Source organism: Segeticoccus sp. (assembly GCF_035708005.1).
The window spans coordinates 19126-41837 of the sequence record NZ_DASSTI010000074.1 but is presented as its reverse complement, the minus strand read 5'-3'; the positions used below and the strand labels follow the sequence as shown (position 1 = coordinate 41837).

The 22712-nt window shown below is 74.3% G+C and carries 22 protein-coding genes; 12 read left to right on the top strand and 10 right to left on the bottom strand.

All coding sequences use genetic code 11. The annotated features are described in order from the left end of the window. Positions 1-46: 46 nt before the first annotated feature. The 3 genes from VFL99_RS08215 to VFL99_RS08205 are packed head-to-tail and all read left to right on the top strand — an operon-like array spanning position 47 to position 3101. The gene (locus VFL99_RS08215; RefSeq protein ID WP_325105854.1) at positions 47-1402 is read left to right on the top strand and encodes a class II 3-deoxy-7-phosphoheptulonate synthase; all 1356 of its coding nucleotides are present in this window, start codon (positions 47-49) and stop codon (positions 1400-1402) included. Next, complete coding sequence (locus VFL99_RS08210) at positions 1399-2475, top strand: threonine aldolase family protein (RefSeq protein WP_325105853.1); 1077 nt, start codon at positions 1399-1401, stop codon at positions 2473-2475. Before VFL99_RS08215 ends, VFL99_RS08210 begins: the two co-directional genes overlap by 4 nt. Next, the gene (locus tag VFL99_RS08205; protein ID WP_325105852.1) at positions 2472-3101 is read left to right on the top strand and encodes a molybdopterin-dependent oxidoreductase; all 630 of its coding nucleotides are present in this window, start codon (positions 2472-2474) and stop codon (positions 3099-3101) included. The genes VFL99_RS08210 and VFL99_RS08205 overlap by 4 nt, the downstream gene beginning before the upstream one ends. On the opposite strand, the gene VFL99_RS08200 is transcribed toward VFL99_RS08205, so the two are convergent. The 4 genes from VFL99_RS08200 to VFL99_RS08185 form a co-directional block, all read right to left on the bottom strand. Then, entirely contained in the window at positions 3089-3844 is a 756-nt protein-coding gene (locus tag VFL99_RS08200) for a PIG-L deacetylase family protein (protein ID WP_325105851.1), read from the bottom strand. The two genes, VFL99_RS08205 and VFL99_RS08200, sit on opposite strands and share 13 nt — an antisense overlap. A 111-nt stretch (positions 3845-3955) precedes the next feature. Continuing rightward, positions 3956-4861 (bottom strand): DMT family transporter, encoded by a 906-nt coding sequence (locus VFL99_RS08195; RefSeq protein WP_325105850.1) that lies wholly within the window; start codon positions 4859-4861, stop codon positions 3956-3958. A 62-nt stretch (positions 4862-4923) separates the two neighbouring features. Continuing rightward, entirely contained in the window at positions 4924-6801 is a 1878-nt protein-coding gene (pknB, locus tag VFL99_RS08190; RefSeq protein ID WP_325105849.1) for a Stk1 family PASTA domain-containing Ser/Thr kinase, read from the bottom strand. Between the two features lie 52 nt (positions 6802-6853). Beyond that, positions 6854-8131 carry a LysM peptidoglycan-binding domain-containing protein gene (locus tag VFL99_RS08185; RefSeq protein ID WP_325105848.1) on the bottom strand — a complete coding sequence of 426 codons (1278 nt, stop codon included), beginning with the start codon at positions 8129-8131 and terminating at the stop codon, positions 6854-6856. A gap of 133 nt (positions 8132-8264) precedes the next feature. Here VFL99_RS08185 and VFL99_RS08180 point away from each other — a divergent pair, with 133 nt between their 5' ends. The 3 genes from VFL99_RS08180 to VFL99_RS08170 are packed head-to-tail and all read left to right on the top strand — an operon-like array spanning position 8265 to position 9354. After that, positions 8265-8645 carry an Rv2175c family DNA-binding protein gene (locus VFL99_RS08180; protein ID WP_325105847.1) on the top strand — a complete coding sequence of 127 codons (381 nt, stop codon included), beginning with the start codon at positions 8265-8267 and terminating at the stop codon, positions 8643-8645. Positions 8646-8662: 17 nt separating this feature from the next. Continuing rightward, positions 8663-9028 carry a lycopene cyclase domain-containing protein gene (locus tag VFL99_RS08175; RefSeq protein ID WP_325105846.1) on the top strand — a complete coding sequence of 122 codons (366 nt, stop codon included), beginning with the start codon at positions 8663-8665 and terminating at the stop codon, positions 9026-9028. Then, the gene (locus tag VFL99_RS08170) at positions 9025-9354 is read left to right on the top strand and encodes a lycopene cyclase domain-containing protein (protein WP_325105845.1); all 330 of its coding nucleotides are present in this window, start codon (positions 9025-9027) and stop codon (positions 9352-9354) included. Before VFL99_RS08175 ends, VFL99_RS08170 begins: the two co-directional genes overlap by 4 nt. Here the strand turns inward: VFL99_RS08170 and VFL99_RS08165 are convergent. The 3 genes from VFL99_RS08165 to VFL99_RS08155 are packed head-to-tail and all read right to left on the bottom strand — an operon-like array spanning position 9305 to position 12917. Further along, positions 9305-10264, bottom strand: a complete 960-nt coding sequence (locus tag VFL99_RS08165; RefSeq protein WP_325105844.1) for a phytoene/squalene synthase family protein — start codon at positions 10262-10264, stop codon at positions 9305-9307. The genes VFL99_RS08170 and VFL99_RS08165 overlap by 50 nt on opposite strands. Further along, the gene (crtI, locus tag VFL99_RS08160) at positions 10261-11826 is read right to left on the bottom strand and encodes a phytoene desaturase family protein (protein WP_325105843.1); all 1566 of its coding nucleotides are present in this window, start codon (positions 11824-11826) and stop codon (positions 10261-10263) included. The genes VFL99_RS08165 and crtI overlap by 4 nt, the downstream gene beginning before the upstream one ends. Beyond that, entirely contained in the window at positions 11805-12917 is a 1113-nt protein-coding gene (locus VFL99_RS08155; RefSeq protein WP_325105842.1) for a polyprenyl synthetase family protein, read from the bottom strand. Before VFL99_RS08155 ends, crtI begins: the two co-directional genes overlap by 22 nt. 64 nt (positions 12918-12981) lie before the next feature. Here VFL99_RS08155 and metF point away from each other — a divergent pair, with 64 nt between their 5' ends. Continuing rightward, complete coding sequence (metF, locus tag VFL99_RS08150; protein WP_325105841.1) at positions 12982-13896, top strand: methylenetetrahydrofolate reductase [NAD(P)H]; 915 nt, start codon at positions 12982-12984, stop codon at positions 13894-13896. Positions 13897-14135: 239 nt separating this feature from the next. Here the strand turns inward: metF and VFL99_RS08145 are convergent, their stop codons facing one another. Then, positions 14136-14648 carry a YbaK/EbsC family protein gene (locus VFL99_RS08145; protein ID WP_325105840.1) on the bottom strand — a complete coding sequence of 171 codons (513 nt, stop codon included), beginning with the start codon at positions 14646-14648 and terminating at the stop codon, positions 14136-14138. Positions 14649-14842: 194 nt separating this feature from the next. Between VFL99_RS08145 and VFL99_RS08140 the strand changes: the two genes are divergently transcribed. The 5 genes from VFL99_RS08140 (at position 14843) to VFL99_RS08120 (ending at position 21732) form a co-directional block, all read left to right on the top strand. Beyond that, positions 14843-15226, top strand: coding sequence for a DUF6504 family protein (locus VFL99_RS08140; RefSeq protein ID WP_325105839.1), 384 nt, complete (start codon positions 14843-14845; stop codon positions 15224-15226). Positions 15227-15351: 125 nt separating this feature from the next. Beyond that, a complete protein-coding gene (locus VFL99_RS08135) occupies positions 15352-15855 on the top strand; it encodes an SAV_6107 family HEPN domain-containing protein (protein WP_325105838.1) in 504 nt (167 codons plus the stop codon). Positions 15856-15926: 71 nt separating this feature from the next. Continuing rightward, complete coding sequence (locus VFL99_RS08130; protein ID WP_325105837.1) at positions 15927-19844, top strand: DNA polymerase III subunit alpha; 3918 nt, start codon at positions 15927-15929, stop codon at positions 19842-19844. 8 nt (positions 19845-19852) lie between these two features. Then, positions 19853-21226 (top strand): DNA polymerase IV, encoded by a 1374-nt coding sequence (gene dinB / locus VFL99_RS08125; protein ID WP_325105836.1) that lies wholly within the window; start codon positions 19853-19855, stop codon positions 21224-21226. Positions 21227-21273: 47 nt separating this feature from the next. Next, on the top strand, positions 21274-21732 hold the full coding sequence (locus tag VFL99_RS08120) for a DUF3040 domain-containing protein (protein WP_325105835.1): 459 nt from the start codon (positions 21274-21276) through the stop codon (positions 21730-21732). Positions 21733-21771: 39 nt separating this feature from the next. Here VFL99_RS08120 and VFL99_RS08115 read toward each other — a convergent pair whose 3' ends face one another. After that, positions 21772-22251 (bottom strand): DUF456 domain-containing protein, encoded by a 480-nt coding sequence (locus VFL99_RS08115; protein ID WP_325105834.1) that lies wholly within the window; start codon positions 22249-22251, stop codon positions 21772-21774. A gap of 72 nt (positions 22252-22323) precedes the next feature. Then, the gene (locus VFL99_RS08110; protein ID WP_325105833.1) at positions 22324-22548 is read right to left on the bottom strand and encodes a DUF7455 domain-containing protein; all 225 of its coding nucleotides are present in this window, start codon (positions 22546-22548) and stop codon (positions 22324-22326) included. Positions 22549-22712 lie beyond the last annotated feature (164 nt).

The following is a 22712-nucleotide window of genomic DNA, read 5'->3' as shown; positions in this document are numbered from 1 at the left end:
CCGGACCCGCGGCCGTCCGGCAGGTGGACCGACCTACCCTTGACCGGTGAGCATCGACGCAACGCCCGACGTGCTCGCCGGCCTCGACGCCTGGCGAGACCTGCCCGCTGCCCAGCAGCCGGAGTGGCCCGACCGGGCCGCCCTCGAGGAGGCCGTCTCGACGCTCGCCACCTATCCGCCGCTCGTCTTCGCCGGCGAGTGCGACATCCTGCGTGACCGCCTCGCCGACGCCGCCCAGGGCCGGGCGTTCGTGCTGCAGGGCGGCGACTGCGCGGAGACCTTCGCCGGCGCCACCGCCGACAGCATCCGGGACCGGATCAAGACCATCCTGCAGATGGCGGCGGTGCTGACCTACGGCGCGAGCACGCCGGTGGTCAAGCTGGGCCGGATGGCCGGGCAGTACGCCAAGCCCCGCAGCCAGAACACGGAGACTCGTGGCGGCGTCACATTGCCGGCCTACCGCGGCGACATGGTCAACGACTTCGAGTTCACCGAGGAGGCGCGGCGCCCCGACCCGAACCGGCTCGTGCGCGCCTACAACGCCAGCTCCGCGACGCTCAACCTGGTGCGTGCGTTCACCCAGGGCGGGTTCGCCGACCTGCGGCGGGTGCACGACTGGAACCGTGGCTTCGTGGCCAACCCGGCCAACGCCCGCTACGAACGGCTCGCCATGGAGATCGACCGGGCGATGAAGTTCATGGCCGCCTGCGGAGCCGACTTCGAGGCCATGCACAGCGTGGAGTTCTACTCCTCGCACGAGGCGCTGCTGCTCGACTACGAGCGTCCCCTCACCCGGATCGACTCGCGCACCGGACTGCCGTATGACGTGTCCGCGCACTTCGTGTGGGTGGGCGAGCGCACCCGCGACCTCGACGGCGCCCACGTCGACTTCGTCTCCCGGATCCGCAACCCGATCGGCGTCAAGCTCGGCCCGACCGCGGACCCGGACAACGTGCTCCAGCTCATCGACCGGGTGGACCCGCACCGCGAGCCCGGCCGGCTGACCTTCATCACCCGCATGGGTGCCGGCAAGGTCCGCGACGTCCTCCCGACGATCGTCGAGAAGATCACCGCCTCCGGTGCCCGGCCCACGTGGATCTGCGACCCGATGCACGGCAACACCTTCGAGTCGGCCTCCGGCTACAAGACGCGGCGCTTCGACGACGTCGTCGACGAGGTGCGCGGCTTCTTCGAGGTGCACCAGGAGCTGCAGACGGTGCCCGGCGGCATCCACATCGAGCTGACCGGGACCGACGTCACCGAGTGCCTCGGTGGGGCCGGCGCCATCGACGACGGCGACCTGCACCAGCGCTACGAGACGCTGTGCGACCCGCGGCTGAACCAGCAGCAGGGGCTGGAGCTGGCGTTCCTCGTCGCCGAGATGCTGACGCAGCGCTCATGACGGGAGCCGTGGGCGAGGCCGAGCCGGTCGTCGACCTGCGCTCGGACACCGTCACCAGACCGGTGCCGGCGATGCGGGAGGCGATGGCCCGCGCTGAGGTCGGCGACGACGTCTACGGCGAGGACCCGACGATCCGCGCCCTCGAGGACCGGGTCGCCGACCTGCTGGGTCACGAAGCCGGCCTGTTCACGGCCTCCGGGTCCCTGGCCAACCAGCTGGGGCTGCGGCTGCACGTGCAGCCCGGCGAAGAGCTGCTCGCCGACAGCCTCGCGCACGTGCTGCGTGCCGAGATGGGTGCTGCGGCGGCGTTCTCGGGCATCACCACCCGGTCCTGGGTGGCCGAACGCGGGCTGCTCGACCCGGCCCAGCCGCTCGCGATGATGCAGCCCGACGCGGGGCCCTACCAGGTCTCGACCCGGCTGGTCGTGGTCGAGAACACGCACAACTTCGGCGGGGGCACGGTGCAGCCGCTGGAGGCCCTCCGGGAGCTGCGCGAGCAGACGCAACCGGTCGGGGTGGCCCTGCACCTCGATGGTGCCCGCCTGTGGAACGCGCACGTGGCCACCGGAGTCGAGCTCTCGGCATACGGGCGGTTGTTCGACACGGTCTCGGTGTGCCTGTCCAAGGGGCTCGGCGCCCCCGTCGGCTCCGTGCTCGTCGGTGCGCGGGAGCTCATGGACCGGGCGCGCATCTGGCGCAAGCGCTACGGCGGGGGCATGCGGCAGGCCGGCATCCTCGCCGCCGGCGGCCTGTGGGCGCTGGACCACCACGTCGTGCGGCTCGCCGAGGACCACGCCCGCACCCGGCAGGTGGCCGAGGCCGCCGCGGCGGTGTGCCCGGGCGTGGTGGACCCGGCCACCGTGGAGACCAACATCCTCATCCTGGACGTGACCCCGGCCGGCTGGAGCGCACCCGAGTTCGTCCGCGCCGCAACGGGCCGGGGCGTGCGCCTGTCGGCCGTCGGCCCACGGGCGGTGCGCCTCGTCTGGCACCTCGACGTGGACGACGAGGGCACCGCCTACGCTGAACGGGTGGTGACCGAGCTGTTGACGAAGGAGGCTCCCGCGCGGTGACGTCGGCCCCGGGTCGAGGTGAGGCCGACCGTGGCCGGCACGGCCGGGCACTGGCCGAGCCCCGCACGCTGCCCCCGCACCAGCGGCGCTCATCCACCCTGCGGCCCGTGCACTACGGCCGGGTGCCGCGCATCGACCGCGCCCGTTGGTCGCTGACCATCGGCGGCGCCGTCACCGGCGAGCCGGTCCGGCTCGACTGGGAGGAGTTCAGCAGCCTCCCGCTCATGGACGTGCGCGCCGACCACCACTGCGTGGCGAAGTACTCCACCCAGGACCTCGTCTGGTCGGGCGTCCCGGCACGCGAGGTGGTGCGCCTCGCGCCCCCGGAACCCGGCGCCGAGCACGTCCTGGTCTCGGCCGCCTACGGCTACAGCTCCTCGGTACGCCTGGAGGATCTGCTCTCGCCGCGGGCGCTGTTCGCCACCCACCTCGACGGCGAACCGCTCACGCCGGAGCACGGCTGGCCGGTGCGCCTGGTGCTGCCGCACCTCTACGGCTTCAAGGGGCCCAAGTGGGTCGCCGAGGTCGACTACTGCCACGAGCCGCAGCGCGGGTTCTGGGAGTCGCGCGGCTACCACCTCGTCGGTGATGTCTGGCGCGAGGAGCGTTACGCCTACCAGGAGTGAGCGGTCTCCGGGTCGACGAGCTGGAGGTGCTCCCGACAGAGGAACCCGCGGGCGAGGTCTTCGGGCAGGCCCTCGAACGGTGAGGTCTGCGACCGGTGGGCCCGGATCGCCGTCCAGCGCTGCGTCCAGAAGTGCGCGGTGTCCACGACGTGGGTGACCTGCTCCTCGGGGGTGCCGAGCTCGCCGAGCGCGAGGTAGGCCGAGTCCGCGTGCTCCACGGCCAGCCGCTCGGCCCAGCGCTTCATCAGCGCCCGGGGCAGGCAGTGCAGGAAGAGCGGCAGGCCACGTTCGGCGGCGACCTCGATCGTGAGGTCGCGGACCCGGGCGTGGTCGCGGTGCCCGTCGGAGCCGTCGAGGGTGACCAGCACCTCGGGACCGAAGGCGTCGACGGCGGCGGCGATGCGGTCCCGCACCAGTGCGGGGTCCGCGCCCACGACCGTGTCCGGACCGGCCTGGCCCGCCATACCGGAGTCGCACAGGCCGAGGAGGTCGACCCGCTCGACCCCGAGCAGCTCTGCCGCTGCGCGCAGCTCACCCTCGCGCAGCGCGCCGACGCCACCCGGTGGCAGCTCGACGCCAGCGGTCACCTCGCCGGCCTCACCGCGGGTCGCGCAACACACCGCGGTGACGGCACCGGCCCGGTGCGCGTGCAGCAGCAGGGAGCCGCAGCCGAAGGTCTCGTCGTCCGGGTGCGCAACCACGACCTGGACGCGCGTGCCCGCGGCGTCCGCCAGGGGGAACACGGCTGCCGATCCTCCCGAGGTCGGGTGCGCGGCGGCCGGCCCGGCGCGCTTGCGCCGATCCCACCACGTTCCGCCGCCGGCCGCAGCGCCTTCAGAGAACTGCTTCGCCGGTCAGACCCGGTGGTGCAGCAGCTCCGGGTCCGGGGCGGGGGCTCTCGCCTCGCGGCGGCCGGCCAGCTCGACGAGGTACATCGCGCCCACCACCAGCGCGCCCCCGAACAGCATCCGGGTGGTGATCGACTCCTGCCCCGAGACCACGGCGAAGAAGGCGGCGAAGACCGGCTCCAGGGTCATCACGATCGCCGCGCGCGTTGCCGTCAGGTGGGACTGCGCCCAGGTCTGCGCCCAGATGGCCAGCGCGCCCGCGATGACGCCCATGTAGACCACGGAGGCCCACGCCCCGCCGCCGGAGGGCAGCTCGATCCCGCCGGGTGAGGCGAACGCCGTGCAGACCACCGCGATGACGATCATCTGCACCGCCGCGAGCCCGGCCGCGGCGCGCGGGGTGGAGTAGCGACCCAGCCCGATGATGTGCAGGGCGTAGGCCGCGGCCGAGGCGAGTGTGAGCAGGTCGCCGTAGGAGAAGCCCAGGTGCCGCAACGACAGGACGGCGAGCCCGGCGGTCGCGAGCGCCACCGCGAGCCACGTGGTCCGGGGGATGCGGTCACGCAGGATCAGGGCGCCCAGCAGCGGTGTGAGGACCACGTAGGTGCCGGTGATGAAGCCCGACCGTGACGCGGAGGTGTGGGCCAGACCGACGGTCTGCAGGACCTGCGCGATGCCGTAGATCAGTCCCAGGCCGCAGCCCACGAGGACCTCCCGCCGCTGCAGCGCCCGCATCGGCCGCCAGAAGAGCACGGCCATGGCCACGGCGGCGATGCCGAAGCGGACGGCGAGGAAGTCGGTCGGCGAGAGCTGCTGCACGACGTCGCGGATGAGGAAGAACGTCGAGCCCCACGCGGCCGTGACGGCAACCAGGGCACACGTCGCCAGCTGGCCGGTCCGGGGTGAGCGCACCGACCCAGTCTGCGGGTTCGGCGCTCGCCGCCGTCGATCGGGTCAGCTGCCGGGCAGCCGGCTCAGATGACGGTGATGGTGATGGTGGTCCCGTGCGGGACCTTGGTGCCCGGCGAGGGGTCCTGCAACCGCACCACGTGCAGCACGCCCCCGAGGAACGTCTTCACCTGCACCGAGAACCCGGCGTCCTGCAGGATCTGCTTGGCGGTGTCCTCGTTCTTGAAGGTGACGTCGGGCACCGGGAACAGCTGGGGTCCCTTGGAGATCGTCAGCTGGACCGGGTCGCCGCGGTGCAGGGTGCCGTCGGCCGGGTCCTGGCTGACCACCGCGCCCTGGGGCACGCTGTCGCTGAACGCCTGGCCCGCGACCTTCGGGGCGAAGCCGGCGTCCTTGAGCGCGGCGACGGCGTCGTCCTGGCTCTTGCCGACGACGGAGGGCACGGGGATGGGCTGCTGGCCCTTGCTGACGACCAGCGAGACGGCGGTGCCGCGCTTGAGCGGCCGGCCGGTGCCGGGGGAGGAGGTGACCACCTGCCCGGCCGGCACGTGTTCGTCATACTGCTCGGTGACCTGGCCGACGGTCAGGTGCCGGTGGGTGAGCAGCTGGACGGCCTGCTGCTGGGTCCGCCCGGCGAGGTCGGGCACCCGGAAGCGTTGGGGGCCCTTGGACAGCGCCACGTCCACCGCGCTGCCGCGGTGCAGCTGCTGCCCCGAGCCGGGCTCGCTGGTGACGACGCGGCCGCGGGCGGTGTGCTCGCTGAACACGTCGTGCACGTGGGCGTCGAGGTGGGCGCGGTCGAGGGCGGCGACCGCCTGGGCCCGCGACTTGCCGGCGAGGGCCGGCACCGTCGTCCGGGCGCCGGGACCGAGCAGGAACCACCAGGCGCCACCGGCGACGAGCGCGACCACCAGCACCGCCGCGACCAACGCGGGCGGGCGCCGGCGCCGGCTCCGGCCGTCCGGTGCCCCAGGTGGGGGCGGGGCCGGCGCCGCGCTGCCCGGGAGCGCCTTGGTGTCGTTGCCGATGGCGACGGTGTGCACCGAGGTGTCGCCGGGCCCCTCGCCGGGAGCGGGGCGGCGGTCGAGCTCGGCGGGCTCGAGCACGGCCCGGGAGCGGCGCACCTGCTGCAGCAGCGCGGCGGCGTCGGCCGGGCGGTGGTCAGGGTCGCGGGCGGTGGCCAGGGCCACGAGCGCATCCAGCTCGCGGGGCACCGGCAGCAGGTCGGAGGGAGTCGGCACGGTGCCGTGGACGTGCTGGTAGGCGACGTGGATGGGGCTGTCGCCGGGGAAGGCCTTGCGGCCGGTGAGCATCTCGAAGAGCAGCAGCCCGGCGGCGTAGACGTCGCTGCGGGCGTCGGCGATCCCGCGCTCGACCTGCTCGGGCGAGAGGTAGGCGGCGGTGCCGAGCAGGACGTCGGTGTGCGACGTGCGCGTCGCGGTGGTGACGGCACGGGCCAGCCCGAAGTCGGCGACCTTGACCACCCCGTCGTCGCCGAGGAGGACGTTCTCGGGCTTCACGTCGCGGTGGATGATGCCGGCCCGGTGGGCCGCGGCGAGGGCCTGCAGCACCGACTCCAGCACGTCCAGCGCGGCCCGGGGCGTCAGCGGGCCGTCCGCCGAGAGCACCTGCCGCAGGGTGCGGCCCGTGACCAGCTCCATGGCCAGGAAGACGTAGCCCTCGTCGTTGCCCTGGTCGTAGACCGCGACCACGTTCGGGTGACCCAGCCGGGCCGCCGCGCGCGCCTCCCGCCGGAACCGGCTGACGAACTCCTCGTCCCGGGCCAGGTCGGGGCGCATCACCTTCAGCGCCACCTCACGCTCGAGGCGTTCGTCGACGGCCACGTAGACCGAGGCCATGCCACCGTCGGCGAGGTGGGAGCGCACGCGGTAGCGCCCGTCGATCACCCGGTCGACGAGGGAGGGGGCGGTCGCGGCACTCACGGCAACGAGTGTAAGGAGCGGCTCTGGGGTGCCCGGGGAGGCGCGACGCGCCCTACATCCGGGACTTCAGGTAGAGGACGTTGCGGACGTACTGGCGGGTGTCGGCATACATGCCGTTCTGGCGCACCCCGGCCAGGCCCTGGTAGTAGCCGGCGATCGCCTGCCGCTCGTTGTCGGCGCTGCGGGTCAGGGACCGCAGCAGGACGACGCCGGCGGTGATGTTGTCCTGGGCGCGCAGCAGGTTCAGGTGCCGCCCGCTCATCTGCGAGGCCCACTGCCCGGTGCTCGGGATGATCTGCATCGTCCCGATCGCGTTGGCGACCGACACCATCCGCTGGTTCCAGCCCGACTCCAGGTAACCCACCGCGAGCGCGAGCTTCGGGTCGACGCCGTGCCGACGGGCGGTGGAGATGATCATCGACCGGACCTGGCTGCGGCTCGGGGCGGCGTGGCGGGCCAGCCAGCGCCGGTTGGCCTCGGCCGAGCGGACCACGGCGTTGGGGTAGGTGCGGCCCGCGAAGGTGTTGTGGCGGGTGCGGGCAGGGCGCTTCTTGTGGTGCGTGCGCTTGGGTGCCGACCGGTGCACCGACCGGCTGGACTGCCCGGCGCTGCCCGGCACGCGCAGCCGCTGGCCGGCCCACAGGTGACGGGGGTCGGTGATGCCGTTGAGCCGGGCGAGCGCCTGCCAGGAGGTGCCGGTGCGTACGGCGATGCCGCTGAGCGTCTCGCCCGCGCGGACCGTGATGACGCGCGTGCGGCGGGCCTTGCGGTGTGGGGCCTTCGTGCGGTGCGCCCTCTGGGGATGGGCGCGGTGGCGCTTCGGGTGGTGCGCGGTCGCCCGGGCGTGGCCGGAGACCGGCACGCGCAGCCGCTGCCCGGCCCAGAGCTGGCGGGCACTGCTCATGCCGTTCGCCTTGAGGATGGCCACCCACGTGGTGTGGTAGCGCAGCGCGATGCCGCTGACCGTCGCACCCGGCTGCACCACCACGATCCGGACGTGGCGAGCCGGTCGCTTGTGCACCCGCCGGTGCGCGGCGCGCTTGCGCTTCGCCTTCGCGTGGTGGCGCGGCGCCGCGTGGTGCCGGGGCGCCTTCGTGCGGGGGACCTTGAGGTGGGATCCGGGCAGCAGGATCCGCCCGCCGTTGGCCAACCCGTTCTTGGCCACGAGCGCCTGGGTGGACGTGTGGTAGCGCAGGGCGATGCCGAAGAGCGTCTCGCCGGGGCGGACCACGTGCGTGGTCCAGCCGTGGGGCGCCCGCGTGCGCATGAACGCGCCGGCGTGCAGCGTGACCTCACTGGGAGGGGGCGGCAGGTCGACAACGGGACTCATGGCTGGGCAACGTACACGGGGACCGGGGCCAATGGGGGGAACCGCGCCGTGACCTCTTCGTGATCCGGCCGGTCACCGGGGCGCTGTCCCGGTGCCGTCCGGCGAGCGTGGTCGCGTCTGGCAGGCTGCTGTCGTGGCTGACGACGACCTCGACCTGACCCGACTGCACGACCTCGTCGGGGACTGGCTCACCGTGCCGGACGTCGCCGAGCGGCTCGGCGTCCCGCTGAGCCGGGTGCGCCGGATGCTCGACGACCGGGACCTGGTCGCGCTGCGCATCGGGGAGCACCGCGCCCAGCGGGTGCCGGCCCGGTTCCTCACCGACGAGGGGCCGCTGCCCGCCCTGCGCGGCACGATCACCGTCCTGTCCGACGGCGGAATGAGCGACGAGCAGGTCGTGGCGTGGCTGTTCACCACCGACGAGACCCTGCCCGTCCCCGGTGCCCCCATCGACGCCCTGCACGCCGGCCACAAGACGGAGATCCGCCGGCGCGCCGCCGAGCTCGCCCTCTGACGCCGGAGCCAGCGGCGATGGGGCTGTCCCACTGGTCCTACGCGGCCATGTTGGCCTCGTGCCTGCTGGGCACGCTGTGGCTCGTGCCGGCATACCGCCTGGGCGTCCTGCGGCACCCGCTGCGGCTGCTGCTCGCCATCGCGGCGGCCGCCCTGCCGTTCCTCGTGTGGGACTGGTGGGCCACGGCCACGCACCACTGGTGGTTCGACCCGGCCCAGACGCTGCCGCCGCGGGTGCTGGGGCTGCCGGTCGAGGAGATCGCGTTCTTCGTCGTCATCCCGCTGGCCGGCATCCTCACCCACGAGGCGGTCCGGGCACTGCGCTCGCGCCGCCCGCGCGCCGGTGGCGAGGACCGCCGCCGCGCCCCGCGGGGGCGACGATGACCTACACCGTGCTCGCCGCGCTCGCGGTGCCGGCCGCCCTCGTCATGGACCTCGTGGTGCTGCGGACCCGGCTGGTGACCACGGCGAGCTGGTGGATCGCCTACGGCATCGTGCTGTTCTTCCAGCTGCTCACCAACGGGTGGCTGACCGGGCGTGGCATCGTCCGCTACGCGTCGGCGGCGATCATCGGCACCGGCCACATCACCTTCGTCGGGGACGGGCGATTCTTCTGGGCGCCGGTGGAGGACCTCGGGTTCGGCTTCGCCCTGGTGCTGCTCAGCTGCGCCTGGTGGGCACGCCTGCGGCCCCGCGCCGAGGAGGAGTGAGCCGAGTTCGCGTGGCACCGGCGAGGATCCGGGTGACGACCCGGGCACGGTCGCGCCGGGGAACCACCAGGCGCTGGGCGAAGACGTTGCCGTCGGCCTGCTCGACGAGGTCGAGGATCTGCTGGTAGAGCGTGAACGCCGCACGGAGGCAGGGCCGGCTCACGTCGTCCACCTGAGCCAGGCCGGGAGCGGCCGCGCGGTAGAGGTCGCGGGCCCGCTGCGCCTCGAAGAGCACCAGCGTGCGCACCGGCCGGCTCGGCCGCCCCGTGCGTGCGGCGGTGGCGAGCTCGTCCTCGTCGACGCCGTAGCGCTGCAGGTCCTCCCCGGGCAGGTAGATCCGGCCGCGCCGCAGGTCCTCGGCCACGTCGCGGACGAAGTTGGTGAGCTGGAACGCCTCCCCGAGCGCGCCGGCGGCGGGGAGTGCCTCCGGCGGGGCGCCGAGCACGGGCGCCATGAGCTCCCCGATCACGGCCGCGCTGCCGCGCATGTAGCCGCGCAGGTCCGCCCACGTCGGGTAGCGGGTCACCGTGAGGTCCATCGCCATCGAGTGCAGGAACTCGGCGACCAGGTCCGGGTCGTGGCCGTAGCGGCGCAGCGTGTGCCAGGTCGCCGCGAGCACCGGGTCCGACGACGGCTCCGGGGGCAGGTCGCGCCGCAGCACCGCGAGCGCGTGCCGGTTCCACTCCGTGACGGCCGCGGGGTCGGGCTGGCGGACGCCGTCGACCAGCTCGTCGGCGACCCGCGCGAACGCGTAGAGCGCCCACACGTGCCGGCGGCGTTCCCGGGGGAGCAGGCGTGTGGCCAGGTAGTAGGTGCGGCCGTGCCGGGCGTGGATCCGGCGGCAGTGCTCGTAGGCCGCGGCGAGCTCCTCCTCCCGCTGCGGGCGCCGCCGCTCGTGCGGAGCGCTCACCACCGCACCCGCGCGCGTCGAGGCGGCACCGGGCCGGTCACACGGTCGGCCGCGAGCCGGCCGCTGATGAGCACCATCGGCACCCCGACGCCGGGCACCGTGGAGGAGCCGGCGAGCACGACGTTGTCGGCCACGACGTTGGGGGTGCGGAACGGCCCGGTCTGGGTGAACGTGTGCGCCGCCGCGAACGGCGTGCCGGCGGCCAACCCGCGCGCGGCCCAGTCCCGCGGCGTCAGCAGCACCTCGGCGTCGACGGCCGCGCCGAACCCCGCGAACCCGGCTCGCTCGACCGCCCGGACCAGGTGGTCGCGATAGGGCTCGCGCAGCGACTCCCAGTCCAGGCTCGCCCCGGCCGTCAGGTTCGGTGCCGGGAACAGCGCGTATGCCGAGCTCGCACCTTCGGGGGCCAGTCCCGGGTCGGTCGTGGTCGGCAGCGAGACCAGGAAGGACGGGTCCCGCATGAGCAGCCCGTGGTCGAGGTCGTCGAACACGGTGGACCAGGCCCGCCCGAACTGGATCGTGTGGTGGGCCGCCCCCGGCCAGGTGCGCCGGACGCCCGCGGCGAGCACCACGCAGGAGGGGGAGTGGCGCAGTCTGCGCCGGGCGACCCGGCGGGCGAACCACCCTCGGGCGCCGAGGATCTCGCGGGTGACCGGCTCGTCGGTGGTCACGACCAGCGCGTCGCAGGACCACACGCGACCGTCGGCGGCGACCACCTCGGTGACGCGCTCGCCGCGCCAGCGGGTGCCGGCGACGGCGGTGTCGCAGCACACCTGCACGCCGTGCGCCGCCGCGGCGCGGGCCATCGCGTCCGGCACGGCGTGCATGCCGCCCTCGGGGTAGAAGACGCCGGCCACCAGGTCCATGTAGCTGATCACGGCGTAGAGGGCGAGGGCCCGCTCGGGGGAGAGGCCGGCATACATCGCCTGGAAGCTGAACAACCGCTGCAGCCGCTCGTCCGAGAAGTACCGCCCGACGACCGGCGCGAGGCGCGAGAACCCGCGCAACAGGGCGATCTTCGCCAGCGAGCCGGTGAGCAGGTCCCGCGGCGAGTCGAAGTTGCGGGCGATGAACTGGTCGATCTCGAGGTGGTAGAGGCGCGTGACGTGGTCGACGTAGCGCAGGTAGCCACGGGCCTGGTCGGCGCCGGCGAGGCGGCCGATGCGGTCGGCCATCTCCGGGACGTTGCTGGTGGCGAGCAGCGAGGTGCCGTCGGCGAACTGGGCACGGTAGGCGGGGTCGAGCCGGTGCAGGGTGAGCCAGCGGTCGGGGTCCTCGCCGACGGCCGCGAAGCCGGAGTGCACGAGCTCGGGCATGGTGAGCACCGTGGGGCCGGTGTCCAGGTGGTAGCTGCCCCCGCCCGGGGCCGGCAGCACGGTCCGCCCGGCGCGCCCGCCGACCGCGGGTTCGCGCTCCAGGACGGTCACCTCGCACCCGCGCCCCGCCAGGTGCAGCGCGGCCGACAGGCCGGCCAGCCCGGCGCCGACCACGACGACCCGACGCGGGGAGGTGGCAGGTGCGTCGCGAAGACCGGCCGAGCTCACGTCGTGCGGTCGGTGCACAGGCCGACCAGGGCCTCGAGGCCGCGCCGGCCGGCGGCGGCGAGGGAGTCCTCGGCGAGCGCCGCGCGGGCGGTCGCCGCCTGCTCGCTGATCAGCTGCTCGGTGCGGGCCAGGGCGCCGGAGTCGACGATGACGGCCCGCAGCCGGTCGACGCCGCCCTCGTCCAGGTCGGGCCGGCCGAAGCCGGCCGCGAACTCCTTGGCGGCCTGCTCGTCCGCGCCCGCGACCGCGTGGGCCACCAGGACGGTGCGTTTGCCCTCACGCAGGTCGTCGCCGGCCGGCTTGCCCGTGACCTGCGGGTCGCCGAAGACGCCGAGGACGTCATCGCGCAGCTGGAAGGCCTCGCCGAGGGCCAGGCCGTAGGCGGACAGCGAGGCGAGTCCCTCCTCGCCCAGCCCGGCGGCGTGGGCGCCGATGAGCAGGGGGTACTCGATGGTGTACTTCGCGCTCTTGAACCGGATCACCCGCCGCGCGCTGTCGATCCGCTCACCGGTGGACAGGTCCGCCCAGCCGCGGGCGGACTCCAGCACGTCGAGGAACTGCCCACCCATGAGCTGGGTGCGCATCCGGTCGAACCACTCCCGTCCCCGCTCCAGCTCGGCGGCGGACAGCCCGCTGGTGGCGTAGAGCCGGTCGGCCCACGTGAGGCACAGGTCGCCGGCGAGGATCGCGCCCGCCACGCCGAACCGGTCGGGGTCGCCGGCCCAGCCGCTGCGGTCGTGCTGGTGGGCCAGGCGCCGGTGCGCGGCCGGCATGCCGCGCCGGGTGTCGCTGTCGTCCATGACGTCGTCGTGGATCAGCGCCGCCGCCTGGAACATCTCCATCGCGCAGGCCGCGCGGACCAGGGCGTCGCTGTCGGCTCCGCCCGCGCTGAGGTAGCCCAGGTGCAGGAACAGCGCACGCAGCCGCTTGCCGCCCCGCACGAGGGAGGCGACGGCGTCGATGAGGGGCATGACGTCGTCACCGATCTCGGCCAGCACGCGTCGCTGGGCGGCCAGCTCGGCGTCCAGCGCCGCCTGCACACGCGCGCGCACGCGGTCCAGGTCGACGGCTGTGCCGACCGTGTCGGACGACGGGTCAGGCGGGGTCACGCGGTCCTCCCAGATGGTGGCTGCCTCGAGCCTACGGTGCCGGCCCTCGCCTAGGCTGGGAGGTATGGCCCTCGGCACCTCGTCCACCATGCCCCGCACCCTGCCGGGGCAGCGTTCGATCCCCGAGGTGCTCGCCGGGGAGGGGACCTCCTACAGCTTCGAGTTCTTCCCGCCCAAGGACGACGCGGGGGAGGCGGCGCTGTGGACCGCCATCCGGCGCCTGGAGCAGGTGCGCCCCACCTTCGTCTCGGTGACCTACGGTGCCGGCGGCACCACTCGCGACCGCACCGTGCGGGTGACCGAGCGGATCGCGCAGGAGACCACCCTCACCCCGATGGCGCACCTGACCTGTGTCGGTGCCTCCGTCACCGAGCTGCGCCAGGTCATCGGGCAGTATGCCGGCGCGGGCGTGCGCAACGTGCTCGCGCTCCGCGGGGACCCGCCGGACGGCCCGGGCGCGCCCTGGCGGGCGCACCCCGAGGGGCTCGACCACGCCGACGCCCTCGTGGCGCTGGTCCGGTCCCTGGGCAGCTTCACCGTGGGGGTCGCGGCCTTCCCCGACCGGCACCCCGAGTCGCCGAGCCTGGACCACGACGCCGAGGTCCTCGTGCGCAAGGCCGACGCGGGAGCGGAGTTCGCCGTGTCGCAGTTCGTCTTCGACGTGGCGAGCTACGTCCGGCTGCGCGACCGGGTCGCCGCGCGCGGGCGGGACCTGCCGATCATCCCCGGCCTGATGCCGGTGACCAGCTTCAAGCAGGTCCGGCGGATGGCCGAGCTGGCCGGGACCCCGCTGCCCGAGGCGGTGGTGCGCCGCCTGGAGCCGGTGGCCGACGACCCGACGGCCCTGCGCGCGGTCGGGGTGGAGATCGCCACCGAGCTGTCCCGTGACCTGCTCGCCGAGGGGGCTCCGGGGCTGCACTTCTACACGATGAACCGATCGACCGCGACACTCGAGGTGCACGCCAACCTCGCGTCCTGACCGGTCCCGGCGGGTTCGGCTCGCGGTTCGCCGTGAGCCGGGCGAGGCGTCGGCGAGGCGTCTTCGGGGCGCTCGCTCGCGGGCACGGCCGGAGCCAGGCCCTCCCCTCCCAGGACCCGGTGGCCGGCCCGTGCCCGCGCGAGGCGACCCCTGCGCCGCGCCCATGCTGGCGTGGGCGGCCGCCGCGGCACATCCGCGCAGGTACTCAGATCGGCCGGCTCAGGTTCGGCCGGGCCGGCTCAGGCGACCTCGGTGGCGGTGCCGCCGGTGATGCGCAGCAGCTCGTCGTAGGAGGTGGGGAAGACGGCGTGCGGGTGCCCGGCGGCAGCCCACACCGTGGCGTACCGACCGAGGGAGACGTCGACGACGGTGAGCATCGGCACGAGGTGGCCGACGGGGGCGACGCCGCCGATCGCGAAGCCGGTCTGCCGCCGCACGTAGGCCGCGTCGGCCAGGGCCAGCTCATCGACCTCCAGGGCGGCGGCCACCTTCACGGTGTCGACCCGGTGCGCGCCGGAGGTGAGCACGAGCACGGGCACCTCGGTGCCGTCGGCGCGGTGCGAGCGGAAGACCAGGGAGCTGGCGATCTGGGCGACCTCGACCCCGAGCGTGCTGGCGGCGTCCCGGGCGGTCCGGGCGCTGGAGCTGAGGGCGACGACCTGGCCGCGCACACCGAACTCCCGCAGCAGCGAGGCGACGCGTTGCACGGACTCCCCGGTGAGGAGGTCACGCGCGGCCGGGTCGGCTGACATGACCAAACGGTAGTCAGTCCGGGTCCGATCCGTCACGCGCTCCGCGGGAGGCCGTCCGCTTGACGAGATGTCCGTGGCGAGGGGTACATTCGTTCTATCGAACAAAGATTCGATCAACGTCGGCCGGACGGCCCTCGGCGGAGGACCCGATCGGGGTCGCGTCCGACGTCGTCGGTCAGCTGTGGGGAGGAACCATGACACGTCGTTACCACGACACCGTGCAGGTCCGGGCGGAAGTCACACCGCAGGCCCTGCGCCCGTCCGCCTTCGTCTGGCGGGGGCGGCTCTACGTCGTCCGGGAGGTGCTCGACCACTGGTCCGAGCGACGGGCGTGGTGGCGCGACGCGCTCGAGGCCGGCGACCCCGGCGACCCGAGTGACGACCCTGCCGGTGGGCCCGGCAGACAGCCCGGCACGGCGCTCGGCACCGTCCTGGGGGCCGGCCTCGAGCAGCAGGTCTGGCGGGTGGCCGCCAGCGCCGGACGGGCCTGTGGCACCGGCGTCTACGACCTGACCCGGGAGTCCCTCGGGGACCGGCCCGACGCCGACCAGTGGCGGCTGGTCCGGGTCGCCGACTGACCCCTGCGCGCGAGACGCCCAGCCCACCCCGGCTCGTGGCCACGCCTCGTGACCTCGTCAGACCGCCGATCGATCACTCAGCGACCACCTCAACGACCACTTCAGCGACCACTCAGGAGGAACCCATGACGACCGCGACCACGACCACGACTACGACCACGACTACGACTGGCTCTGCGACCACTCCCACGCTCTCGAGCCCCCGGGCGCCCGTCGCGGCGACCACCCTCGAGCTGCTCGACCGGTCCCGGGCGAGCCTGCTCGAGGCCTGCTGCAGCACCACCGCCGACGAGCGCTACGTCGCCGCCCACCTCGGTGCCCTGCGAGCCGCGGCCGCCCTGCTCGCCACCCGTGAGGTGGCCGGCCGGCGGGGCCGACCCCGCAACGTCTGGCGGCTGCTGCCCACGGTGGCCTCCGAGCTGGCCGAGTGGGCCGCCTTCTTCGACGGCTCGGCCCGGCGGCGGGCGGCCATCGAGCGCGGCACGGCCCGGATCTCCAGTCGCGAGGCCGACGACCTGCTGCGGCAGGCGGAGGCGTTCCACGAGCTGGTCCAGGCAGCGCTCGGGCTGCCGATGGCCCAGCCGCTCCCGGACTTCGTCGCACCCACCTGCCCGGGGCACCGGGGCTGACGGTTCCTGCCGACCGGCCCGCGCACCGCTCGCACCTCCGTGACCGACCGACCCACCCACGACGGCACTCCATGACCGACTTCGTCCACCTCCACGTCGCCTCGGGCTTCTCGATGCGTTACGCCGCCTCCACCCCGGCCGCGCTCGTCGAACGGGCCGTGGCGCTGGGCCAACCCGCCCTGGCCCTCACCGACCGCGACGGGCTCTACGGAGCGGTGCGCTTCGTCCAGGCATGCACCGACGCGGGCATCGCCCCCGTGCTGGGCGTCGACCTCGCCGTCGAGCCGGAGGCCGCACTGGGACCGCCCGGGGCTGACGAGCTACTCGGCCCTGCTGCTGGCCATCCCCGTTCCGGACCGGGACGCCGGCCGCGCAGCCAGCCGGTCCGGGGCGGCGCCTGGGTCGACGACAGCCGTCCCCGGGTGACGGTGCTCGCCCGGGGACGGGCCGCCGGGCTCGCGCCCGGGGTGGGCTGGGCCCGGTTGTGCCGGCTGGTCACCGACACCCACCTGCGCGGGGAGCGGGGCACCCCGGTCAGCACCGGCCGGCTCATCGCCGAACGGGCCCGGCTGGGTGCTGGCAGCGATGACGGCAGCGCGCTGACAGTGCTCCTCGGTCCGGACTCCGAAATGGGGCGGGCCGTCCTGCAGCGCCGGTTCGACCACGCCCGGGCGCTGCTGCGGCGGTGGCGCGACCGGCTGCCGGCCGGCGCCCTCGTCGTGGAGCTGGTCTGCCACGGCGGTCCGCCGGGCACCGTGGCGAGCGTGGGGCATGCCGCGCGCCTGTGGGGCCTGGCCCGCGAGGAGGGGGTGCCGGTGGTGCTCACCGCCGCCGTCCGCCACGCCGACCCCGCTGGGGCGGTGACCGTCGACGTGCTCGACGCGGCCCGCCGCATGGTTCCCCTCGACCCCCGGCACCTCGACCGGGTCACCTCCGCCGGCCACCTCGCCTCCGCCGAGCAGATGGCCGCCGTCGCACGACAGGTCGCCGACGCCCTCGGGAGCACGGGGTCCGGGGAGTCCACGGGTCCCGTGGGCGGGCGCGGACCCGTCTCACCGGAGGGGCGGGCCCGCGCGCTGCTCGCGGACACGGTGGCGCTGGCCCGGCACTGTGAGCAGGACCCCCGGGCCGACCTCGGCATCGGCTCGGTGCACCTGCCCGAGCCGGCGGTGCTCGGTCTGGCCGACGACGCGGATGCCCAGGCCGTCCTCGCCCAGCGGTGCCGGGCAGCCGTCGGCACCCGCTACGCCGGCGCGCCCGACCGGCAGGTGCAGGCGGCGCAGGACCGGCTCGAGGAGGAGCTGCAGGTCATCGCCCGGCTCGGCTACCCGACCTACTTCATGACCGTGGCCACGGTGTGCGACCTGATCCGCGACCTGGGCGTGCGGGTCGCCGCGCGCGGGTCCGGCGCGGGCAGCATGGTCAACTACCTGCTCGGCATCAGCGGGGTCGAGCCGCTGCGGCACGGCCTGCTCATGGAGCGGTTCTGCTCCCCGCTGCGGGCGCAGCTGCCCGACATCGACGTCGACGTGGAGTCGGCCCGGCGCACCGAGATCTACGAGCGGATCCTCGAACGCTTCGGCGGGGACCGGGTGACCTGCGTGTCGATGCGGGACACCTACCGGGTGCGGCACGCGATCCGGGACGTCGCCGCCACGCTGGGCATGCCGCCGGCCGAGATCGACGCCGTGGCCAAGGCGTTCCCGCACATCCGCGCCCGGGACGCCCGGGCCGCCATCCGGGAGCTGCCCGAGCTGCGGGCCAGCGGGCTGGCGGCACCACGGTTGCAGCTGCTGTTCGAGCTGGTGGAGCGGCTCGACGGACTGCCGCGCCACCTCGCCCTGCACCCGTGCGGGGTGGTCCTGTCCAACCAGCAGCTGCTCGACCGCACCCCGGTGGAGGCCAGCTGGCTCGGCTTCCCGATGAGCCAGTTCGACAAGGACGACGTCGAGGCCCTCGGGCTGCTCAAGCTCGACGTCCTCGGGGTGCGGATGCAGTCCGCCATGGCCCACGCGACCGCGGAGGTCGCCCGGGTCGAGCAGGCCGAGGTCGACCTCGACGACCGCGACCAGGTGCCCCTCGACGACCCGGCGACCTTCGAGCTGATCCGGTCCACCCGCACCCTCGGCTGCTTCCAGATCGAGTCACCCGGGCAGCGGGAGCTGGTCGGCAAGTTCGGCCCGGAGACCTTCGAGGACCTCATCATCGACATCTCGCTGTTCCGGCCCGGGCCGGTGAAGTCCGACATGGTCACCCCGTTCCTGCACGCCCGGCAGGGGTGGCGCCCTCCGGAGTACCTCCACCCCACCCTCGTCCCGGCCCTGCAGGACACCCACGGCGTCGTCGTGTTCCACGAGCAGGTGCTGCGGATCGTCAGCGAGACCACCGGCGTGACGTTGGCGCAGGCCGACGAGGTGCGCCGGGCCCTCGGGTCCCCGGAGGGCCAGGAGGAGGTGGAGCGCTGGTGGCGCCCCGCGGCCCGGGCCCGCGGCTACTCACCCGCGGACGTCGACCGGATCTGGTCGGTCCTCAAGGCCTTCGCCTCGTTCGGGTTCTGCAAGGCGCACGCCGCCGCGTTCGCGCTGCCGACCTACCAGTCGGCGTGGCTCAAGGCCCACCACCCGGCGGCCTTCTTCGCCGGGGTGCTCACCCACGACCCGGGCATGTACCCCAAGCGCCTGATCCTCGACGACGCTCGGAACTTCGGCGTCGCCGTGCTCGGCCTCGACGTCAACGCCTCGGCCGACACCTACCGCGTCGAGGTGGTGGAGGTGGCTGAGGTGACCGCCAGCGGGCCGCCGGTGCACGGCATACGGCTGTCGCTCGCGGACGTCAAGGGAATCAGCGACGACGAGGTGCACCGCATCATCGACGGCCAGCCCTACGCGAGCCTGGCCGACTTCTGGCAGCGCGCCCGGGTCAGCCGACCGGTCGTCGAACGGCTCGCGATGGCCGGGGGGTTCGACGACCTCTACGGCATCCGGTCCTTCGGCTCGGCCGGTGCCGCTGGGGAGGGTCTGGGGCGGCGCGGCCGGATCACCCGACGGGACCTGCTGCTGCACGTCGCCGAGCTCGACCGGTGGTCCCGGGCGACCCGACCCTCGGCGCGTGCAGCGCGGGGGAGGCCGCGGTCGGCGCCGCCGTCGGTGCAGGAGGTGGCCGGCCGGGCCGCGGCCCAGGCACGGGGTCGCCGGCCGGGGCGCGGCCCGCAGGTCGGCCCCACCCAGCTCACCCTCGACCTGGGGGACGAGCCGACGCTCACCGCAACGACCGGGCTGCCGGAGCTGACCGGGCCCGAGCTGGTTCGGGCCGAGCTCGACATCCTCGGCCTCGACGCCAGCGCCCACGTCGTCGACTTCTACGCCCCGCTGCTCGAGGCCCTGGGCGTCACCCGCTCGGCACGGCTGCTGCAGCAGCGCAACCGCGCGGAGGTGCTGGTCGCCGGGGTCAAGGTCGCGACCCAGACCCCGCCGGTGCGCTCCGGACGGCGGGTCGTCTTCCTCACCCTCGACGACGCGACCGGGCCGGTCGATGCGACCTTCTTCGAGGACGTGCAGGGGCCCTACGCCGCCACGGTGTTCCACTCCTGGATGCTGCTCGTGCGCGGGGTGGTGCGGCGCACCGGTCCGCGCGGCATCTCGGTCCGGGCGACCGGGGCCTGGGAGCTGTCGGGGCTGTGGGACGCCTGGTGCCGGGGTGGCACCGAGGCGGCGCTGGCGGCGCTGGCCGAGGCCGACGCGCTGGCACAGGCCCGCGCCGAGGAGGGGCTGGCCGTGGCCGAGGGCGACCACGCGGCCGTGGCGGGGGCGGCCGCGTCCCGCTCCACCCGACCGGTGATGACCCGCCCGGACGGGCACCGGGTGCTGGTGCACGCCTCCGGCTTCCGCCAGTCGCCCTACGCCGACGTGGCGCCGGCCGGCGACTCGGTGCGCTTCGGGCGTCCACCGCGCAAGCTGTGGCACGCCAGCCCCGGCAGCTCCGGACAGTGAGGGGTGTGATGAGCCGTCGTCAGTTCGCCCTCCCGCAGTGGTCACCGGCACCGGCGGACACCGGACCGGTGGCCGACAACGGCTGCTCGGTCCTGCACGTCGACATGGACGCCTTCTATGCCTCCGCCTCGCTGCTGAGCCATCCCGAGCTGGTCGGCACCCCGGTGATCATCGGCGGCGGTAACCGGGGGGTCGTGCTGTCGGCCTCCTACGAGGCCCGTGCCCACGGCGTCACCTCCGCCATGCCGATGGCCCGGGCGCGCCGGCTGTGCCCCCGCGCCACGGTGATCCCTCCGGACCACGACCGCTACCAGCGGATCTCCCGGGCGGTCATGGCCGTGTTCGCCGAGGTCACCCCGAAGGTGGAGCCACTGTCCCTCGACGAGGCCTTCCTCGACGTCTCCGGGGCCGCCCGGCGGCTCGGGCGGCCGACGGAGATCGCGCAGGCCATCCGCGACACCATCGCCGACGAGCAGGGGATCACCTGTTCGGTCGGGGTCGCCCCCACCAAGCTCGTCGCCAAGATCGCCTCCGGCCTGGCCAAGCCGGACGGGCTGCTCGTCGTGCCGGCGGCCGAGGTGGTCACTTTCCTGCACCAGCTGCCGGTTGCCGCGCTCTGGGGTGTCGGTGACCGCACGGAGGAGGTGCTGGTCCGGCTGGGCCTGCGCACCATCGGTGACCTTGCCCACACCCCGGTGGGGACCTTGCGTCGGGCGCTGGGGGAGCGGCTCGGCCCGCACCTGCACGCCCTGGCCTGGGGCCGGGACGATCGGCCGGGGGAGCGGATGGTGCGCCAGCACAGCGGCGACGTCGTAGGAGCCGCGAGACAGCACAGCGGCGACGTCGTAGGAGCCGCGAGACAACGCAGCATCGGCTCCGACGAGACCTTCCCCCACGACCTCGATGACGCGGCCGTCATCCACCGGCACCTGCTCAAGCTGAGCGACCGGACCGCGGCCCGGGCGCGAGCCGCCGGCCTCGTGGGACGCACCGTCACGCTCAAGGTGCGCTTCGCGGACTTCACCACGCTGACCCGGTCGCGCACCCTGCGCGACCCCACCGACGTGAGTCGGGAGCTCTATGCCGTGGCGCGCGGCCTGTTCGACGGGCTCGGCCTGCAACGGGCGCGGCTGCGACTGGTCGGGGTGCGGCTGGAGGGACTGGTCGAGGCCCGTACCGCACCCGTCCAGGGGCTGCTCGACGAGCCGGAGCACGGGTGGCGGGACGCGGACCTCGCGGTCGACCGGGCCAGTGCCCGGTTCGGGGCCGGGGCGGTCCGGCCGGCCAGCCTGGTGGGCGCTCAGACCGCCCGTTACCTGCCCTCCTCTGGCCTCGGGGGGCCAACTCCGGCTACCCTTCGACGCCCCAGCGACCTATCCTGAAGGTAGCTGTTGACATGGACGTAAGAGCCCGGGGTCGGGAGGTCGAAGTGCCACTCTCTGAGCACGAGCAACATCTGCTGGAGCAGATGGAACAAGCGCTGTATGCCGAGGACCCCAAGTTTGCCTCGCACATGGTCGGCTCCGTGGCCCGACACCGCCTGCACCAGCGCATCGCGATCGGCGTCATCGCCGGCATCGTCGGCCTCGTGCTCGTCGTGCTGGGCGTGATGAGCTCGATGATCTGGCTCGGGGCCGTCGGCTTCGTCATCATGGTCGCCGGCGCCGTGTGGGCGATCACCCCCCCGGGGCGCCGTCCCCACCTCGGCACCGTCCGCGAGGACGGCACGGTGGCCCCGCCGCCCCAGCCCAAGGCCAGGGCGAAGGACCGCCGCAAGAGCAAGGGCGGCGGCCGCGGCCGCCGCGGGTCCGGTAGTCACGGCACGTTCATGCAGCGCATGGAGCAGCGCTGGGACCGCCGCCACGACCAGGGCGGCGGCGGCTGGTAGGCCGCCCAGCGCGCTAACCCAGCACGGCCTAACCCAGGCCTAACCCAGCACGACCGACGCCACCCACAACGCCGCGATCAGCGCGCCGGTGGCCAGTTCGATCCCCGCACTGAGCACGACCGCGTGCAGCGCGTGCTTGGTTGCCGCCCACGCCGGCCCGTGGCCGCCGCGGCGGGCGAGCTCGGTGAGGTAGACCCCGAGCACGAACCCGAGGACCAGACCCACCACCGGGACCACGAAGAAGCCCACGACGGCGAGCGCCGCCCCGGCGAGCAGCGTCGCGGTCGGCACGCCGGCGGCGCGCATCCGCCGCCCGGGCACGAGGTACTCGACCACCTTGCCGGCCAGGGCCAGCACCACGGCAGCGCCCATCACCGACCACCCCAGGACGCTCTGCTGCTCGATGGCCCACAGCAGGACGCCGGCGAGGACCAGCCCCAGTCCGGGCAGGAGCGGGATGACGATGCCGGCCAGGCCCAGGAGGATCAGTGCCCCGGAGGCCCAGACGACAACGTCCACCGTCAGCTCCTCAGCGGGTCCTGAGTGTGGTCGTCGCCGGCGTCAGCAGCCGTGGTGGCGGGTGGCCCGCGCTCAGCGCTCCTCGGTGGGGGCGCTGACAGGGGTCTCGTGCAGGCGGTCGGTCTCGTCGTGGATCTCGGCGGCCAGGGGGCGCAGTCGGGCAAGGTGCTCACGGGCGTGGTGCGCACAGAACAGCAGCTCGCCCCCCGCGTTGAGGCGGGCGCGGACGTAGGCCTGGGCACCACAGCGATCGCAACGGTCGACTGCGGTCAGAGAGGGAGCCAGAGCAGTGGTCACGTCAGCCTTCCTTCGTCGTGGGCGCCGCGGGCGGCGTCCCGGCGGTTGTGCGGTGTCAGGCCCGTGGACTCCGGGTGTTCCGGTGCCCGCGGGCCGTTGTCGCCAGTGACAACAGTCAAGCACGAGAGGTGCTTCCCGCCCGCCCGACGCGCACGATGTGGACA